The organism is Lacinutrix sp. MEBiC02595, assembly GCF_053601555.1.
In genome coordinates this window covers 142,863-157,184 of the sequence record NZ_JBSHNU010000246.1, presented here as the reverse complement: position 1 = coordinate 157,184, position 14,322 = coordinate 142,863, and the positions used below count along the sequence as shown (strand labels likewise).

The following is a 14,322-nucleotide window of genomic DNA, read 5'->3' as shown; positions in this document are numbered from 1 at the left end:
GTGTCTCAATAATAAGAATATAAAAATAATTTGCCAATAGCTAATAGCTAAGTGCCAAAAGCAAAAAAATATGAGCGAATTAAGTGTAAATCACTTATTAGGAATTAAATATCTTAACAAACAGGATATCGAACTCATTTTTAAAACTGCAGATCATTTTAAAGAAGTGATTAACAGACCAATTAAAAAAGTGCCTTCACTTCGTGATATTACTATTGCCAATTTGTTTTTCGAAAATTCTACGCGTACCAAACTATCTTTCGAGCTGGCAGAAAAAAGACTTTCTGCAGATGTAATCAATTTTTCAGCTTCGCAATCTTCTGTTAAAAAAGGAGAAACCTTAATAGATACCGTAAACAATATACTTTCTATGAAAGTAGATATGGTAGTTATGCGTCATCCCAATCCTGGTGCAGGCGTATTTTTATCGAAACACGTTAATGCAAGTATCATTAATGCGGGTGATGGAGCACATGAGCACCCAACACAAGCATTATTGGATAGTTATTCCATAAGAGAAAAATTAGGAGAAGTAAAAGGAAAGAATGTGGTTATAGTTGGAGATATTCTACACAGTCGTGTAGCATTATCTAACATTTTTGCATTACAATTACAAGGTGCAAATGTGATGGTTTGCGGACCAAAAACATTAATACCAAAGTATATAGATACGTTAGGTGTAAAAGTAGAAACCAGCTTACGCAAAGCATTAAATTGGTGCGACGTAGCAAATATGTTACGTGTACAAAATGAAAGAATGGACGTAAGCTATTTTCCAACAACCAGAGAATACGCACAACAATTTGGAGTAGATAAAACCTTATTAGATTCTTTAGATAAGGAAATAACAATCATGCATCCTGGACCAATAAATAGAGGTGTAGAAATCACTAGTGACGTAGCAGATTCAAAACAAGCCATTATTTTAGATCAAGTACAAAATGGTGTCGCTATTAGGATGGCAGTAATATATTTATTAGCTTCAAAAATAAAACAGTAAATTATGATTTTTGATACCGAAGAAAATATCACCATTATAACACAAGAAAAAGCATCTACTATTGAATTAGTAAAAAAGCTTAATGTGTTATATGAAAGATTTAAAAACGATAATATAATCGTGAATCTAACGAGTTTAAAACCAATTATGTTAGAAAACATTGTAGAGTTTTTACAAATATCTAATACGCATAGAAAAGCAAAAAAGTCTTTTGTAATTGTAACAGATAAAATAAACTTAAGTGAAACTCCAGACGAAATAATTGTAGTGCCAACTTTACAAGAAGCGCATGATGTTATTGAAATGGAAGAGATAGAACGCGATTTAGGTATCTAACAGAAAGTGGATGCGTTTATTCGTCTAAAGTTTATGTACTCTACTATTTAAAACCTATAAACTCAATATGAAATTACGCATTTTAGGCTGTTATAGTGCTACTCCAAGAGTGAATACCAACCCTACAGCGCAAGTACTAGAAATAAATAACCACATGTTTTTAATAGATTGTGGTGAAGGCACGCAAGTACAGTTGCGTAGACATAAGATTAAGTTTAATAGAATTAAGCATATCTTTATTTCCCATTTGCACGGCGATCATTTTTTTGGGTTAGTTGGTCTTATTTCTACATTTAGATTACTTACTCGGGAAACAGAATTACACATTCACGCACCAAAAGGTTTGAAGGAAATAATTACGCTTCAAATGAAGGTTTCAAAATCATGGACTAATTACCAACTTATCTTTCATGAGTTGAATGCCAAAACTTCTGAACTTATTTTTGAAGATGATACGGTAGAAGTACATACTATTCCCTTAGATCATAGAATTTATACCAATGGTTTTCTATTTAAAGAAAAAGAGGGAGAACGTAAGCTGGATATAAATAAAGTAGAAGAAGCTAACATTAACGTAGCGTATTACCGAAAATTAAAACAAGGTCATGATGTAGAAAATGAAGACGGTATTTTAATCGATAATAGCAAAGTAACCAAACCAGCAAACAAACCTAAAAGTTATGCTTTTTGTAGTGATACAGCTTATTCTGAAGCTATAATTCCGATAATTAAGGAGGTAGATGTGCTTTATCATGAATCTACTTTTTTAGAAAAAAATGAAAATCTTGCCGCACCTACTAAACATAGTACTGCCAAACAAGCCGCTACAATTGCACAAAAAGCGAATGTTGGAACTTTAATTCTTGGGCATTATTCTACTAGATATGACGGTTTAAAGGAATTTAAAGAAGAAGCGAGTACTATTTTTAAAAATGTAGAACTTGCAGAAGACGGAAAACTTTTTGAGTTTTAGTACACTTTCTTAAACTCATCCAAATTTAATGTCCAAGAAACTGCTTCTTCAATAGAATTGGAACGTTTTAGACTCTTTTTAGAAAAGAGTTTTTCTAAAGTAGCATTATTATAGTTTAATTCAGAATAGTAAACAGATACACTCGCGACAACAAAATCATATTTATCGAAAAAATTCTGCCAATGGTTGGGATCATAGGAATATGAATTTACTTTATTAGAGATATAGGCAATCTTAAAATTATCACCATAGTGTAAATCAATAATTTCAATTATTTCTACAATTTTGTTCCAACTTAAGTGTATTCCTTCATTCATTTCGGAAATCACGAATTTTTCACAAAAATAAAACGTTCCAAAAGGAAGCATTTTTTTAGTATAAGCATGTTGTGTACTTATAATAGAATTTTCAAATAGCATTAAAAATATTTTTAGGGATTGACAAATTACATAATTTACTTGAAAATTCAAATCCTATTCGCTCTCGATATACGTTTTAAATTGACGCATCCAGGTATCTACTTGGTTTTTAAACATTCCCGGAAATAATTTCATCAGTATTTTTATTATAAAGCCATTTAATTTTATATAATCTATTTGGGAGACGTAGCGAGTAGTTTCGGGGTTTATAGCATTAAAAATGACATGCATAGTATTGGTAGTGTGTTTGTGTTCATACAAAGCTTTAAATGCATCTGGAAGATTGTTTAGCTGTATGGTTTCGATTAGTTCTAACTTTTTATATATTAATTTAGACTTTGTACCTACTTCATTGATTTTTCCGCTTAAAAGCTCCTTACGTATAAAACCATCTTGAAAATGGTGCTGTTTATTAGGATCTAAGAAAATAGACACGACTTTATTTCTTGGTGCGTGGATATCTATAGTACAAGTGAATTTCATGAATACATTTTTTATAAAGTTACAAAAAGGCTTTATACATTATTTAAAAAACGTGTAAATTGCAGGTATGGAAAAAGACCTAGGAAATTATAGAAAATCGTACGAAAAGGGAGCACTTTTATTAGAAGACACTCCAGAAAATCCATTGGAATTATTTCAAAAATGGTTTCATGAAGTGGATACACATTTTCCGGAAGATGAAACGAATGCCATGACATTATCTACCATTGGTTTAGATGCCTACCCAAGGAATAGAGTAGTGCTGTTAAAAAAATATACATATGAAGGTTTTATTTTTTATACCAATTATAATAGTGAAAAAGGACGCGCAATAGCGAATAACCCAAATGTTTGCATTTCTTTTTTTTGGCAAGCTGCAGAGCGACAAATTATTATTAAAGGTAAAGTAGAAAAAATTGCGGCTAATCTAAGTGATGGTTATTTTGAGTCTAGACCAAGAGGAAGCCAATTGGGAGCAATAGTATCTAACCAAAGCGAAATATTAAATAGTAGAGAAACGCTTGAGCTTAAATTAAAGGCTTTAGAAGAAAATTTTGAAGGGCAAGAAATAGAGCGACCTGAATTTTGGGGAGGTTATATTGTGAAACCTGTTGAAATGGAATTCTGGCAAGGAAGAGCGAATAGGTTACATGATAGAATACGTTACACACTGGATAAAGAATACTTTTGGGTGAAAAACCGATTATCTCCTTAAATTACGGTTGAAATACGTTAAAATTGGCTTGAAAATTGCATTTCATCGATTATGTGTCTTTTAAATCGACGAAATACATGCGTTTTATCGAATTTAACATTTCGTTAACATTTTCTTTAGACTTGGTTTGTATCTTTATAATCCCAAATCTAAAGAACCCTAACCATGAAAAAACCTACTTTATGGCTTATGGCATTAACCGTTTTGTTTAGCACGTTTTCGTGTTCTACAGAAAATAATGATCATGAAGCAAAAAACGTTAGCAGTGAATATGTAGTACCAGATACTAAAGGTATTGAAACTGAAATTCTAGAACTTCTAAATGAATATAGAATAAATGAAGGTTTAAGTACTTTGGAATCTTTAGATTTAATTAAATCTCAAGCTTTTGTACATTCCGATTATATGGCAGAAGTTAGTAATATTTCTCATGATAATTTTGCGCAAAGAAGTGCTTTTTTAAAACAGTATGCTGGGGCAAATAGAGTTTCTGAGAATGTAGCTTATGGCTATAGTAGTCCTGCTTCGGTTGTGAATGCTTGGATAAATAGTGAAAGTCATAGAGGAGCAATAGTAGGTGATTATACGCACTTTGATGTTTCTGCAGAGCAAGATGAAAATGGGTATTGGTATTTTACGAATATATTTGTAAAGAAATAAAGAAGGATCATTAAAAGTAAACATATAAAAAAATATAAAAACCACTCTATTTAGAGTGGTTTTTTAGTTTCATAAACTACATAAAATTGGATCTAGTTCGTAATTCATATACCTTATGTAAGGTCGTTTTTCATTATTAATGAGGTGCATATAGAAATAATAACGGTAACAATTACCTTAGTGTTTTGTTTTGCAAATGAATCTTGATTCCAATGCTATACGATCGTAATTAGCGATAAATTAGGTGATATCACTTGTTTTAAACCATTAACTTCGTAATTATAGGAAATAGCTTTTAGTTTTAAAGCGACTTTATTATAAATAAAAAGCCACTCTAATTAGAGTGGCTTTTTGAAGTATAGGATGTTGTTAGGAACGCTTTATAAAAATTATAAAGTAACATCTTATACTATATTAATATTCATTGGTAATAATGAATTTGGATCTACGATTTTCTTGGTGTTCTTTTTCAGAACAAATTTTTCTATGTGCATTATCACATCTATTTACTAATTGGGATTCCCCATAACCAATGGCACTATTAATTCTATCGGAAGTAATTCCTCTAGAAATTATATAATCTCGAGTAGACTTAGCTCGTCTATCCGATAGTTTCATGTTATACGCATCTTTTCCACGACTGTCTGTATGTGCTTCTATTTTAATATGCATTTTTGGATGATTTTTCATCACGGTTACAATATTTTCTAACTCGTACGCCGCATCTGGTCTAATGTTCGATTTGTCATAATCAAAGAAAATAGGATTAATTACAATTTCATTATTAACGATAAATGGCGTTAATAGTAAATCTTGCACTTGCTCTTCTTCTGGAACATCTGTTGTTTGCACTTCTTGTATGTCTTCTCTATAATCTAATTTACTACCGATAACGGTGTATTTCTTTTCACATTCTACTTCAAATTCATATGCTCCATTTTCATCAGACATTATTTCTTCTAGTTCTTTTCCGGTTTCGTCTAAAAGTTTCACTTTCGCTTCCGGAATTGGCAATAGCGTAATTTTATCTTTAACGACTCCTTTAATTACTTGTTTACATTGGTAAGAACCAAATTGGTAAATATCATCGCTACCGCTTCCTTCTTCTCTGTTAGAGGAAAGAAACCCTCTATCTTTATCCGAATCAATAAAGAATGCAAAATCATCGAATCTACTATTGAAAGGCGCTCCTAAATTTTGTGGTTCTGTAATCGAATCTTTATCTTTAACTTGAAGCATATTAGATTTAAAAATATCTAATAAACCTAAACTTATATGTCCGTCTGATGAAAAGTAAAAGGTACTGTCTTTGGCAACATAAGGAAACATCTCTCTACCTGGCGTATTGATTTTTGCTCCTAAGTTTTCTGGAGTACCATAAGCTCCAGATCCTTTTATTTCTACACTATAAATATCTGTACTTCCTAAACCACCTTCTCGATCGGAAACAAAATATAGTGTTTTATTATCTGCACTTAAAGCTGGATGCCCGGTAGAGTGGACTTTGTCATTAAATGGGAGTTCTACAACATTACCCCATTTTTCTCCAGATTTAGTAGCTTTATATATTTTTAAATAAGAGGTACCTTCATCATCATAAGAAATCTTTTTACGATTGTTAATATTATCTCTTGTAAAATACATGGTTGTGCCATCCTTTGTAATAGCAACAGTCGCTTCATGAAATTCTGTATTTACTTCTTCAGAAAGGGCTTTAATATCTTCAATAGTTACTTCTTCTTGACCATATTCAATGGTTCCTGAAAATATATCTAAATATGGTTCTTCGTTCCATTTGTAAATCTTACCACTGCCACCTTCGCCAGAAACTTTAGTAGAAGCATAGTAAAAAGTACTATCATGAACATACCCTCCAAATTCGGAGAACTCTGTATTTATAGCTAACGCAGAAAATTTAACATATTTTCCTTCGGTAGAAGATAGTTCTTTGTACTTAGCAAGATCCATGATTTCAAAATCTTCCGCTCTTTTATCGCTTGTCTGTAATTCTTTAAATTTAGCTATCCAAGTGTTCGCATTTTCATATTCACCTAAACTTCTTAAGGATTGTATATACTTGTAAATAAATTCCGGATTTATTTTTTCGTATTTATTTACCGCTTTTCCATACCACATAGCTGCTTTTTCAGAATTAGAATTGTTATAATAACAATCTCCTAATCGTGTTAATACATGCTCGCTACTATCTCCTTTTTTTACAGCAGACTCATATAGTTCACTAGCTTTGATATACGCATAGTCTCTAAAATAATTGTCTGCAACTTTTACCTGAGCAAATAGCATGGTATTGCATAGAACTAATAAAATTAATATAACTTTTGTTTTCATCTGTATCTTATTTTCTTATTAACCATCAGAAGGAATTATCATATAATAAAATTACACGTTTTTATCTGAATATCTATTTTAGAAATATCTTGGTGATTTAATACGTTTCACTTTAAATACTTCGAACATTAATAAAACCTCATGTGTTCCTCCTGTATATTGGTTGATATCGGATAAAGGATATTCGTAGGTATAACCAATTCTGATTTCTTTAGAGATTTGAAAATCTGCTATTGCACCAAATGCAGAAGTGTAATTATTAATTCTGTAGGATGCACCTAGCCAAAGTTTTTCATGAAACAAAAAGTTTGCAGTTAGATCATAAGATAGAGGAGCACCGTTAGTAGCTTTAATTAAAGCAGCTGGTTTGAATTTTGTATTATCACTTAAAGTAAATACATAACCACCAGTAAAATAATAACTAATTCTTTCTAATGCTTCATATTGAACTCCGCTTGAATTTCCTTCTTTGTTATAATCGGTGTTTAGAATTCTAGGAGCAGATAAACCTAAGTACCATTTTTGCGTATGCCAAAAGAAACCAACACCAATGTTTGGGCTCCATCTATTCTCAACCCCGTAAATAGAAGGGTCATCTGGTTCATCACCTCTTAATGTGGCACTAAGACTATATTGGGTAAACCCAGCTTTTAATCCGAATGCTAATTTTGTTTTTTCACCAGTATTAATGGTATATGAAAAGTCACCATAAATATAGGAGAAATCTTGATACCCTAATTTATCATTTATTAAAGATAAACCAACACCGATTTTTTCATTTCTAAGTGGTGTATGCGCAGAAAGAGTTTGGGTAATTGGTCCTCCTTTAAAGCCAACCCATTGACTTCTATGAAGACCAACTACACTTAGTGTTTCTCTGCTTCCTGCATACGCAGGATTAATAGATATTGTATTATACATGTATTGTGTAAACTGTGGTAATTGTTGCGTAAACCCAACTGTACAGCTTAATAACGCAAATGCAACAATATATTTTTTTATAAGTTTCATATAGGTTAATATTTTTATTTGGTTCCTACGTAGATATATCCATTTATAGGATCAATTCCACTTTCTTTTAAAGTTACTATGTAATAATATGTACCATCAGGAACGGTATTAGATCCACCAACAGAGTTGTTATGTGCGGTTCCATTCCAATTATTTTGATAATCATGAGATTCATAAATTAATGCTCCCCAACGGTTAAATATTTTCACATCTATTACATAATTACAAAGCTCAACGCCACTAACTTCAAAGAATTCATTGTATTGATCTCCGTTAGGAGTTACTGCGTTAGATATTTCAACATCATCTTCACCACAGTTCAATACGAAACATCTGTTGTGAACTTCAATAGAAGCTTCCACGTAAGTAGGACAAGCCGAATTGTTTTCCGTATAGCTAAATTCAATATCTACACCAACATTTTCACCAGCTAGCGTAATACTTAATGGATCGAAATAATGACCATCCATAATTGTAGCATCACCTGAAATAACTTCCCATGTACCACTATCCTCATAGTAACCACTTAATAAATCGAATAAATCATACACTTGAGCTTCAATTTCACTTGTATTACATATACTAATATCACTTCCAGATACGGAATTGTTTTGTAGTGTTAACATCGCATAAACTTCTGTTTCATTACCACAATCATCTGTAATTATATATTGAACATCTAGCATTCCTCCTAAACCAGGAGCAGAAGATAAATCAGCAAAGTTATAATCTGAAGTTATTTGACCAGTAAAGTCTAAATCACAACCATCGGTAACACATGCTTCAAGAGCTGCAATGTTGTCTGTATTCCATTGGTCTGCAATAGCTTCATTGTTTTCACCATCACAATCTAAAGTTTGGTCGGTTACACAATTAGTTGCATCTGGAGCCGTATTATCTACTATAGTAAGTGTTGCAGTAAGTGTTGTAGAATTATTACAATCGTCTTTTACAACATAAGTAACTTCTATAGAACCAGTAAGACCACAAGCAGCTACAAGATTAGTGAAATCATAATCAGAAGTTACATCGAATACCGCATCTGTATCACAAGAATCCGTACCACAAGATTGAAGCGCTAATATGTTAGTTGTATTCCAATCATTCGCGATCGTTTCGTTATCTGTTCCGTTACATTCTATAGTTTCGTCTACAACCGTACAAGCTGTAAGATCAGGACCGATAGAATCTTCAAGAGTAAGTGTTGCAGTAAGTATGGTTTCATTACCACAATCATCTGCAACTGTATACGTAACTAGAATAGTACCACCAGCGCCACAAGTGGAAGCAAGGTTAGTAAATACATAATCAGAAGTTACATCGAATACTGCATCTGTATCACAAGAATCTGTACCACAAGATTGCAGTGCTAAAATATTAGCAGTATTCCAATCGTTAGCAAGCGTTTCATTATTTGTTCCGTCACACTCAATCGTTTCATCCGCTACCGTACAAGCTGTAAGATCAGGACCAATAGAATCGTTAAGTGTAAGAATTGCAACAAGTATAGTTTCGTTATCACAATCATCTGCAACGGTATAAGTAACTGTTAATGTACCACCAGCGCCACAAGTAGAAGCAAGGTTTGTGTACGCATAATCAGAAGTTACATCAAATACAGCATCTGTATCACAAGCATCTGTACCGCAAGATTGAAGTGCTAAAATATTAGCAGCATTCCAATCGTTAGCAATCGTTTCATTATTTGTTCCATCACACTCGATAGTTTCATCTGCAACAGTACAAGCTGTAAGGTCAGGACCAATAGAATCGTTAAGAGTAAGTGTAGCAGTAACCGAAGAAGTATTTAAACAATCATCAGTAGCCGTATATGTTACTTGAATAGTTCCACCAGCACCACAAGTTGTAGCTAGGTTAGTGAAAACATAATCAGAAGTAATAGTTACATTAATATCATCCGCACAAGCTTGAAGTTCTGCTATATTATCAGCATTCCAAGTATCTGCTAAAGTTTGGTTATTATCACCATCACATTCTATCGTTTCATCTACTACATTACAAGCAGTAAGATCTGGACCAGTAGCATCACCGAAGTTTAGCGTTACTGTAATTGTAGATTCATTACCACAATCATCTGCAACGGTATAGGTAACAGGAAGCGAACCACAAGGACCACAAACCACATTTAAGTTATTGAAGTCGTAATTGGAAGTTACTTGACCAGCAAGATTCATATCACAGTTATCTGTAGCACAAGATTCAAGCGCAGCAATATTGGCAGCATTCCAAGCATCTGCAATGGTTTCGTTATCATCCGCAGTACAATCTACAGAGGTATCTGTAACAGTAGTACAACTAGTAATATCCGGAGCAATATTATCTGAAACGGTAATCGTTTGTATTTGCGGCGTTGCAGGATTCCCACAATCGTCTGATAAAGTCCAAGTTCTAGTAATAATAAAAGAACCTTCACAAGCACCAGCCGTTACAACATCTGTAAAAGTAGCATCTAAAGTAGTATCACAATTATCAGAATCATTGGTTACATCACCAGTTTCACTAACCGTTGCATCATAATTACAAGAAGCATCCGTAAAAATTTCAATAGCTGCAGGCGCAGTAAATGTGGGTGCAATATTATCTGAAACGGTAATCGTTTGTATTTGCGGTGTTGCAGCATTTCCACAATCGTCTGATAAAGTCCAAGTTCTAGTAATAATAAACGAACCTTCACAAGTACCAGCGGTTACAACATCTGTAAAAGTAGCATCTAAAGTAGTATCACAATTATCAGCTTCATTGGTTACATCACCAGTTTCGCTAACCGTTGCATCATAATTACAAGAAGCATCCGTGAAAATTTCAATAGCTGCCGGAGCAGTAAATGTTGGCACGATATTATCTGAAACGGTAATCGTTTGTATTTGCGGCGTTGCAGTGTTCCCACAATCGTCTGATAAAGTCCAAGTTCTAGTAATAATAAACGAACCTTCACAAGTACCAGCGGTTACAACATCTGTAAAAGTAGCTTCTAAAGTAGTATCACAATTATCAGCTTCATTAGTTACATCACCAGTTTCACTAACCGTTGCATCATAATTACAAGAAGCATCTGTGAAAATTTCAATAGCTGCAGGAGCAGTAAATGTTGGGTCCGTATTATCTATTATAGTAAGTAAAGCGGAAGTAGTTGTGGTATTTCCACAAGAATCCGTTGCAGTAAAGATTACGGTTGTAGATCCTGCTGCACCACATTGATTAGATGTTACTCCGTTAAAATCATTAGTCCAAGTTATAACGCAATCCCCAACAACAGATGCATTTCCAGCTGTTGTTAACCAATCATTTACAGCGATTGTATTTCCTGAACCATCACATTCGACAGAAAGGTTTGAAGCCGCACTATCTATTTCTAAAGAAGGAATAACAGTTATTACAATAGGTTCTGATATTGGGTAAGCAATACAAGGAGCTTGTTGGTATCCACTATTAAATTTTATAAAAAACGGACTTTGAGAGACCGCACCAGTACCTGTCATTATAGCACTTGATAAAGAAATAATAGGACTACAGTTTGGAGGATTAAAAGCTTCACAGTTTGTAGAAGCTTCTACTTCAAAGGATAAGGATGCTAAAACATCACTTAAGTTTGTAGCTTCTGGTAAATCACCAAACGCCCAAATAATTCCACCATTGGTACCAAAGGCTGCATCATAATAAGGTACTGCAGTAGTAGTAGCAGGTGCATTTACTTGATATTGAATACTACCAGGAACAAAAATACCAGTTTCAGGAACAGGAATTTGTATTAAAAAATTCTCTAATGCTTCATTCCCATTATTATGAATTTCAATATCAAATTGTGCCGTTTCTCCTGGATTAATGGTATAAGGTTCTGTTACAGATACATTACCATTTATATTGTTTATTGCAATTTGACCATCTAAGGAAGGAACAAAGGCATCAATGGCCATAGCAATATTAAAAATAACATAAGTATCTTGAGTAGATCCATATCTAAAACTAGTATTAGTAGCTCCGTTATCAATAATGTCATTATTTGAATTATTAATATAAAACATACTAATATCTAAACCAGTATTGTTTGTTAGATTTGGATTTCTAGTATTGCTTCCAGTTTGAATGGAAGAATTAAAAAAGTTTCCTGTTGAATTTCCTGAATGGTTTAAACGAGTCCATTCGTTATTATCAATAACGTCATCATTATCAGAGTCTTCCCATATTTCTAAGTAATCTCCAGAAATTCCTCTATCACCTTCCCCTGCAATTACTCCAAGTTTTACATTTACAGGTCCATTTTGTATGGCATTAAAACCACTAACATCTAATTGATTACTTGTTGTTTGAGAACCTACTAAATAGGCGTAACCATCAAAAACAGTAACATCTCTCCATTCCATTAAATCATTTTCATACACCACGACTAAAGCCCAACCACCATAATAACCAGTACTTCCACCATTTCCTGTAGATATTTCTACGTTTCCGGTAAAATATTGACCTGTACCATTTGCTTTTACAATATCTGTAACTTCCGCATAAGCGGCATACATATTATTATCCCCAGGGAAATATATATTATTAGCATCAGCAACAACATCTTGATAAGTGGTTTGATTTGCATGTTTAAATTTAACACTACGTTTTGCTAATGTTACAGCAGAACTAGAAGTTCTACCTGTCCAATATAAACCAGCGTATATAATGTTAGAACAATCTTCAATAGCACCATTTTCGTTACTAAAATTTAAATTAGCAGAAGAAGAATTGGTTGTGCTAGAATCCCCATCCACATCTACAGCAATCATTGTATTATTACTATTAGTAGTATTGGTACCGTAATTCTGTAGCGTTAAATTGGTGTTACCTATTAAAGTGAAATCCCCTTTAATACTATAAACCGTTTGAAGGGGCGTATCATCAGCAGTTCTTTGTGTAAAAGGAACTCTAACCTGACTGTAAAGATTATTTAAACTAAAAAAGCATAGACAAATAACTACTATTGCTTTTATTAATGGATTAGTAAATGTTTTCATAGTCTATGTTTTAAGAAGCTAATTGTTTAGTGTAATATTGTTTTACATGAATAGGTAAACAATTAATTTTTTGTAATTCACTATTATTTTCCATATCTATTTGATAGATATAGTAGATGTATTTTAAATTATCAAACTGTTTAAGTTTAGAACAATCTATAGTCTCTAAATTTAAGTTTGGTTTTAAAATTTGAATGATTATCATTTCCACCGAACTGGAGAAATCTAAGGATGCATTTAATTCTTCCATATCACTACTTGAGACACGAATTAACTTAATACCGTTTTCTTTGTTGTAGGTTTTTACTTTATTTTGCTCTAAATAAGCAACGCCAATTTCTGCCTTAGTTGCTAGATTTTTAAAATCGTCTAGAGCGTTACTTTTCATTAATTGATTATTCTCAAAATCGGAATAATCAAGTTTAACTAATTCTTGTGTAAAACCAAGTTGCGATATTAGGCTTACCACTAGTAATAAGATTACTTTTTTCATATTATAAAAATCTTAAATTCTTTAATTTATAAAAGTTATATTATATGTCATTATGTGTGGACACATACTTGTTTATAATAGTTTCCTATTTAAATTAAAATAATTATATTTAAAACAACCAAAATGTAAAGTAAGACGTTAATCTTTAGAGAGGGAAGTACATTAATTTTTTAATGTGTTTAGATTAAGTTTAATTATTAGATTTGGGTTATTAATTAATAGCTTATTAAACAAATGTACGAACGATTATATTTTATAATCAAATATTTGTGGTAAGTAACTCATAAATTCGACAAACTGAAATAGAAATACGTTTAATCGTTAAAATGTAATATTAATCGAATATATAAATGAAGAAAATAACAATAATTAGACATGCAAAATCCTCTTGGGAGCATCGCGTAACCGATTTTGAAAGACCTTTGAAAAAGAGGGGTTTAGAAGATGCATTTTTAGTTTCCTTTTATGCAAAGAATAAGATTATTATACCAGATGTTATACTTTCTAGTGATGCAAATAGAGCAAGGTCAACTGCAGCAATTTTTATAAAAACGCTAAATTTTCAAGAGGTTGATTTTCAGACGAATAATAAGTTGTATGATTTCTCTGGAAATGATTTAATTCAAGTGATAAATAACTGTGATAATAATGTCGATCATTTAATGATTTTTGGGCATAATTTTGCAATCACATCTTTTGTAAACACTTATGGGTCTGTGCTATATGATAATGTGCCAACAAGTGGTTTGGTAAGTATTGATTTTAATATCGATACATGGCAAAATTTAGCGCCAGGAAAAACGATGTTGAAAATCTTTCCGAAGGATTTAAAATAACATAAATCTATTTCTTTTTCAACTAAAAA

Annotated in this window: 12 protein-coding genes; 6 read left to right on the top strand and 6 right to left on the bottom strand. The window is 32.4% G+C overall.

What is annotated here, in order from left to right; all coding sequences use genetic code 11:
- Window positions 1–70: 70 nt before the first annotated feature.
- From ACVCZW_RS18075 to ACVCZW_RS18065, 3 genes are all read left to right on the top strand, one after another.
- Window positions 71–1,000, top strand: a complete 930-nt coding sequence (locus tag ACVCZW_RS18075; protein ID WP_452228404.1) for an aspartate carbamoyltransferase catalytic subunit — start codon at window positions 71–73, stop codon at window positions 998–1,000.
- A gap of 3 nt (window positions 1,001–1,003) precedes the next feature.
- A complete protein-coding gene (locus ACVCZW_RS18070; RefSeq protein WP_452233098.1) occupies window positions 1,004–1,336 on the top strand; it encodes a ribonuclease Z in 333 nt (110 codons plus the stop codon).
- Window positions 1,337–1,403: 67 nt separating this feature from the next.
- A complete protein-coding gene (locus ACVCZW_RS18065) occupies window positions 1,404–2,309 on the top strand; it encodes a ribonuclease Z (RefSeq protein WP_452228406.1) in 906 nt (301 codons plus the stop codon).
- Here the strand turns inward: ACVCZW_RS18065 and ACVCZW_RS18060 are convergent.
- Both ACVCZW_RS18060 and ACVCZW_RS18055 read right to left on the bottom strand, forming a co-directional pair.
- Window positions 2,306–2,728, bottom strand: a complete 423-nt coding sequence (locus tag ACVCZW_RS18060; protein ID WP_452228407.1) for a hypothetical protein — start codon at window positions 2,726–2,728, stop codon at window positions 2,306–2,308. The two genes, ACVCZW_RS18065 and ACVCZW_RS18060, sit on opposite strands and share 4 nt — an antisense overlap.
- 54 nt (window positions 2,729–2,782) lie before the next feature.
- Complete coding sequence (locus ACVCZW_RS18055) at window positions 2,783–3,211, bottom strand: SRPBCC family protein (RefSeq protein WP_452233097.1); 429 nt, start codon at window positions 3,209–3,211, stop codon at window positions 2,783–2,785.
- A gap of 67 nt (window positions 3,212–3,278) precedes the next feature.
- Here ACVCZW_RS18055 and pdxH point away from each other — a divergent pair, with 67 nt between their 5' ends.
- A complete protein-coding gene (pdxH, locus tag ACVCZW_RS18050; protein ID WP_452228409.1) occupies window positions 3,279–3,926 on the top strand; it encodes a pyridoxamine 5'-phosphate oxidase in 648 nt (215 codons plus the stop codon).
- Window positions 3,927–4,091: 165 nt separating this feature from the next.
- Window positions 4,092–4,586: a CAP domain-containing protein gene (locus tag ACVCZW_RS18045; protein WP_452233096.1), complete on the top strand. Its 495-nt coding sequence runs from the start codon at window positions 4,092–4,094 to the stop codon at window positions 4,584–4,586.
- 414 nt (window positions 4,587–5,000) lie between these two features.
- On the opposite strand, the gene ACVCZW_RS18040 is transcribed toward ACVCZW_RS18045, so the two are convergent.
- The 4 genes from ACVCZW_RS18040 to ACVCZW_RS18025 all read right to left on the bottom strand — a co-directional run bounded on the left by ACVCZW_RS18040 (window position 5,001) and on the right by ACVCZW_RS18025 (window position 13,457).
- Window positions 5,001–6,935, bottom strand: coding sequence for an OmpA family protein (locus ACVCZW_RS18040; protein ID WP_452233095.1), 1,935 nt, complete (start codon window positions 6,933–6,935; stop codon window positions 5,001–5,003).
- A 78-nt stretch (window positions 6,936–7,013) separates the two neighbouring features.
- On the bottom strand, window positions 7,014–7,946 hold the full coding sequence (locus tag ACVCZW_RS18035) for a PorP/SprF family type IX secretion system membrane protein (RefSeq protein WP_452228412.1): 933 nt from the start codon (window positions 7,944–7,946) through the stop codon (window positions 7,014–7,016).
- 14 nt (window positions 7,947–7,960) lie between these two features.
- Window positions 7,961–12,964: a T9SS type B sorting domain-containing protein gene (locus tag ACVCZW_RS18030; protein WP_452233094.1), complete on the bottom strand. Its 5,004-nt coding sequence runs from the start codon at window positions 12,962–12,964 to the stop codon at window positions 7,961–7,963.
- A gap of 10 nt (window positions 12,965–12,974) precedes the next feature.
- On the bottom strand, window positions 12,975–13,457 hold the full coding sequence (locus ACVCZW_RS18025; protein ID WP_452230181.1) for a hypothetical protein: 483 nt from the start codon (window positions 13,455–13,457) through the stop codon (window positions 12,975–12,977).
- Between the two features lie 350 nt (window positions 13,458–13,807).
- Here ACVCZW_RS18025 and ACVCZW_RS18020 point away from each other — a divergent pair, with 350 nt between their 5' ends.
- Window positions 13,808–14,293, top strand: coding sequence for a SixA phosphatase family protein (locus tag ACVCZW_RS18020; protein WP_452230180.1), 486 nt, complete (start codon window positions 13,808–13,810; stop codon window positions 14,291–14,293).
- Window positions 14,294–14,322: the final 29 nt, after the last annotated feature.

Excerpts from the sequence above, each read along its gene's own strand:
- ACVCZW_RS18060 (WP_452228407.1), bottom strand. The coding sequence starts at position 2,728 with ATGCTATTTGAAAATTCTATTATAAGTACACAACATGCTTATACTAAA.
- ACVCZW_RS18025 (WP_452230181.1), bottom strand. The coding sequence starts at position 13,457 with ATGAAAAAAGTAATCTTATTACTAGTGGTAAGCCTAATATCGCAACTT.
- ACVCZW_RS18030 (WP_452233094.1), bottom strand. The coding sequence starts at position 12,964 with ATGAAAACATTTACTAATCCATTAATAAAAGCAATAGTAGTTATTTGT.
- pdxH (WP_452228409.1), top strand. The coding sequence starts at position 3,279 with ATGGAAAAAGACCTAGGAAATTATAGAAAATCGTACGAAAAGGGAGCA.
- ACVCZW_RS18020 (WP_452230180.1), top strand. The coding sequence starts at position 13,808 with ATGAAGAAAATAACAATAATTAGACATGCAAAATCCTCTTGGGAGCAT.
- ACVCZW_RS18070 (WP_452233098.1), top strand. The coding sequence starts at position 1,004 with ATGATTTTTGATACCGAAGAAAATATCACCATTATAACACAAGAAAAA.
- ACVCZW_RS18065 (WP_452228406.1), top strand. The coding sequence starts at position 1,404 with ATGAAATTACGCATTTTAGGCTGTTATAGTGCTACTCCAAGAGTGAAT.
- ACVCZW_RS18075 (WP_452228404.1), top strand. The coding sequence starts at position 71 with ATGAGCGAATTAAGTGTAAATCACTTATTAGGAATTAAATATCTTAAC.
- ACVCZW_RS18045 (WP_452233096.1), top strand. The coding sequence starts at position 4,092 with ATGAAAAAACCTACTTTATGGCTTATGGCATTAACCGTTTTGTTTAGC.
- ACVCZW_RS18040 (WP_452233095.1), bottom strand. The coding sequence starts at position 6,935 with ATGAAAACAAAAGTTATATTAATTTTATTAGTTCTATGCAATACCATG.
- ACVCZW_RS18055 (WP_452233097.1), bottom strand. The coding sequence starts at position 3,211 with ATGAAATTCACTTGTACTATAGATATCCACGCACCAAGAAATAAAGTC.
- ACVCZW_RS18035 (WP_452228412.1), bottom strand. The coding sequence starts at position 7,946 with ATGAAACTTATAAAAAAATATATTGTTGCATTTGCGTTATTAAGCTGT.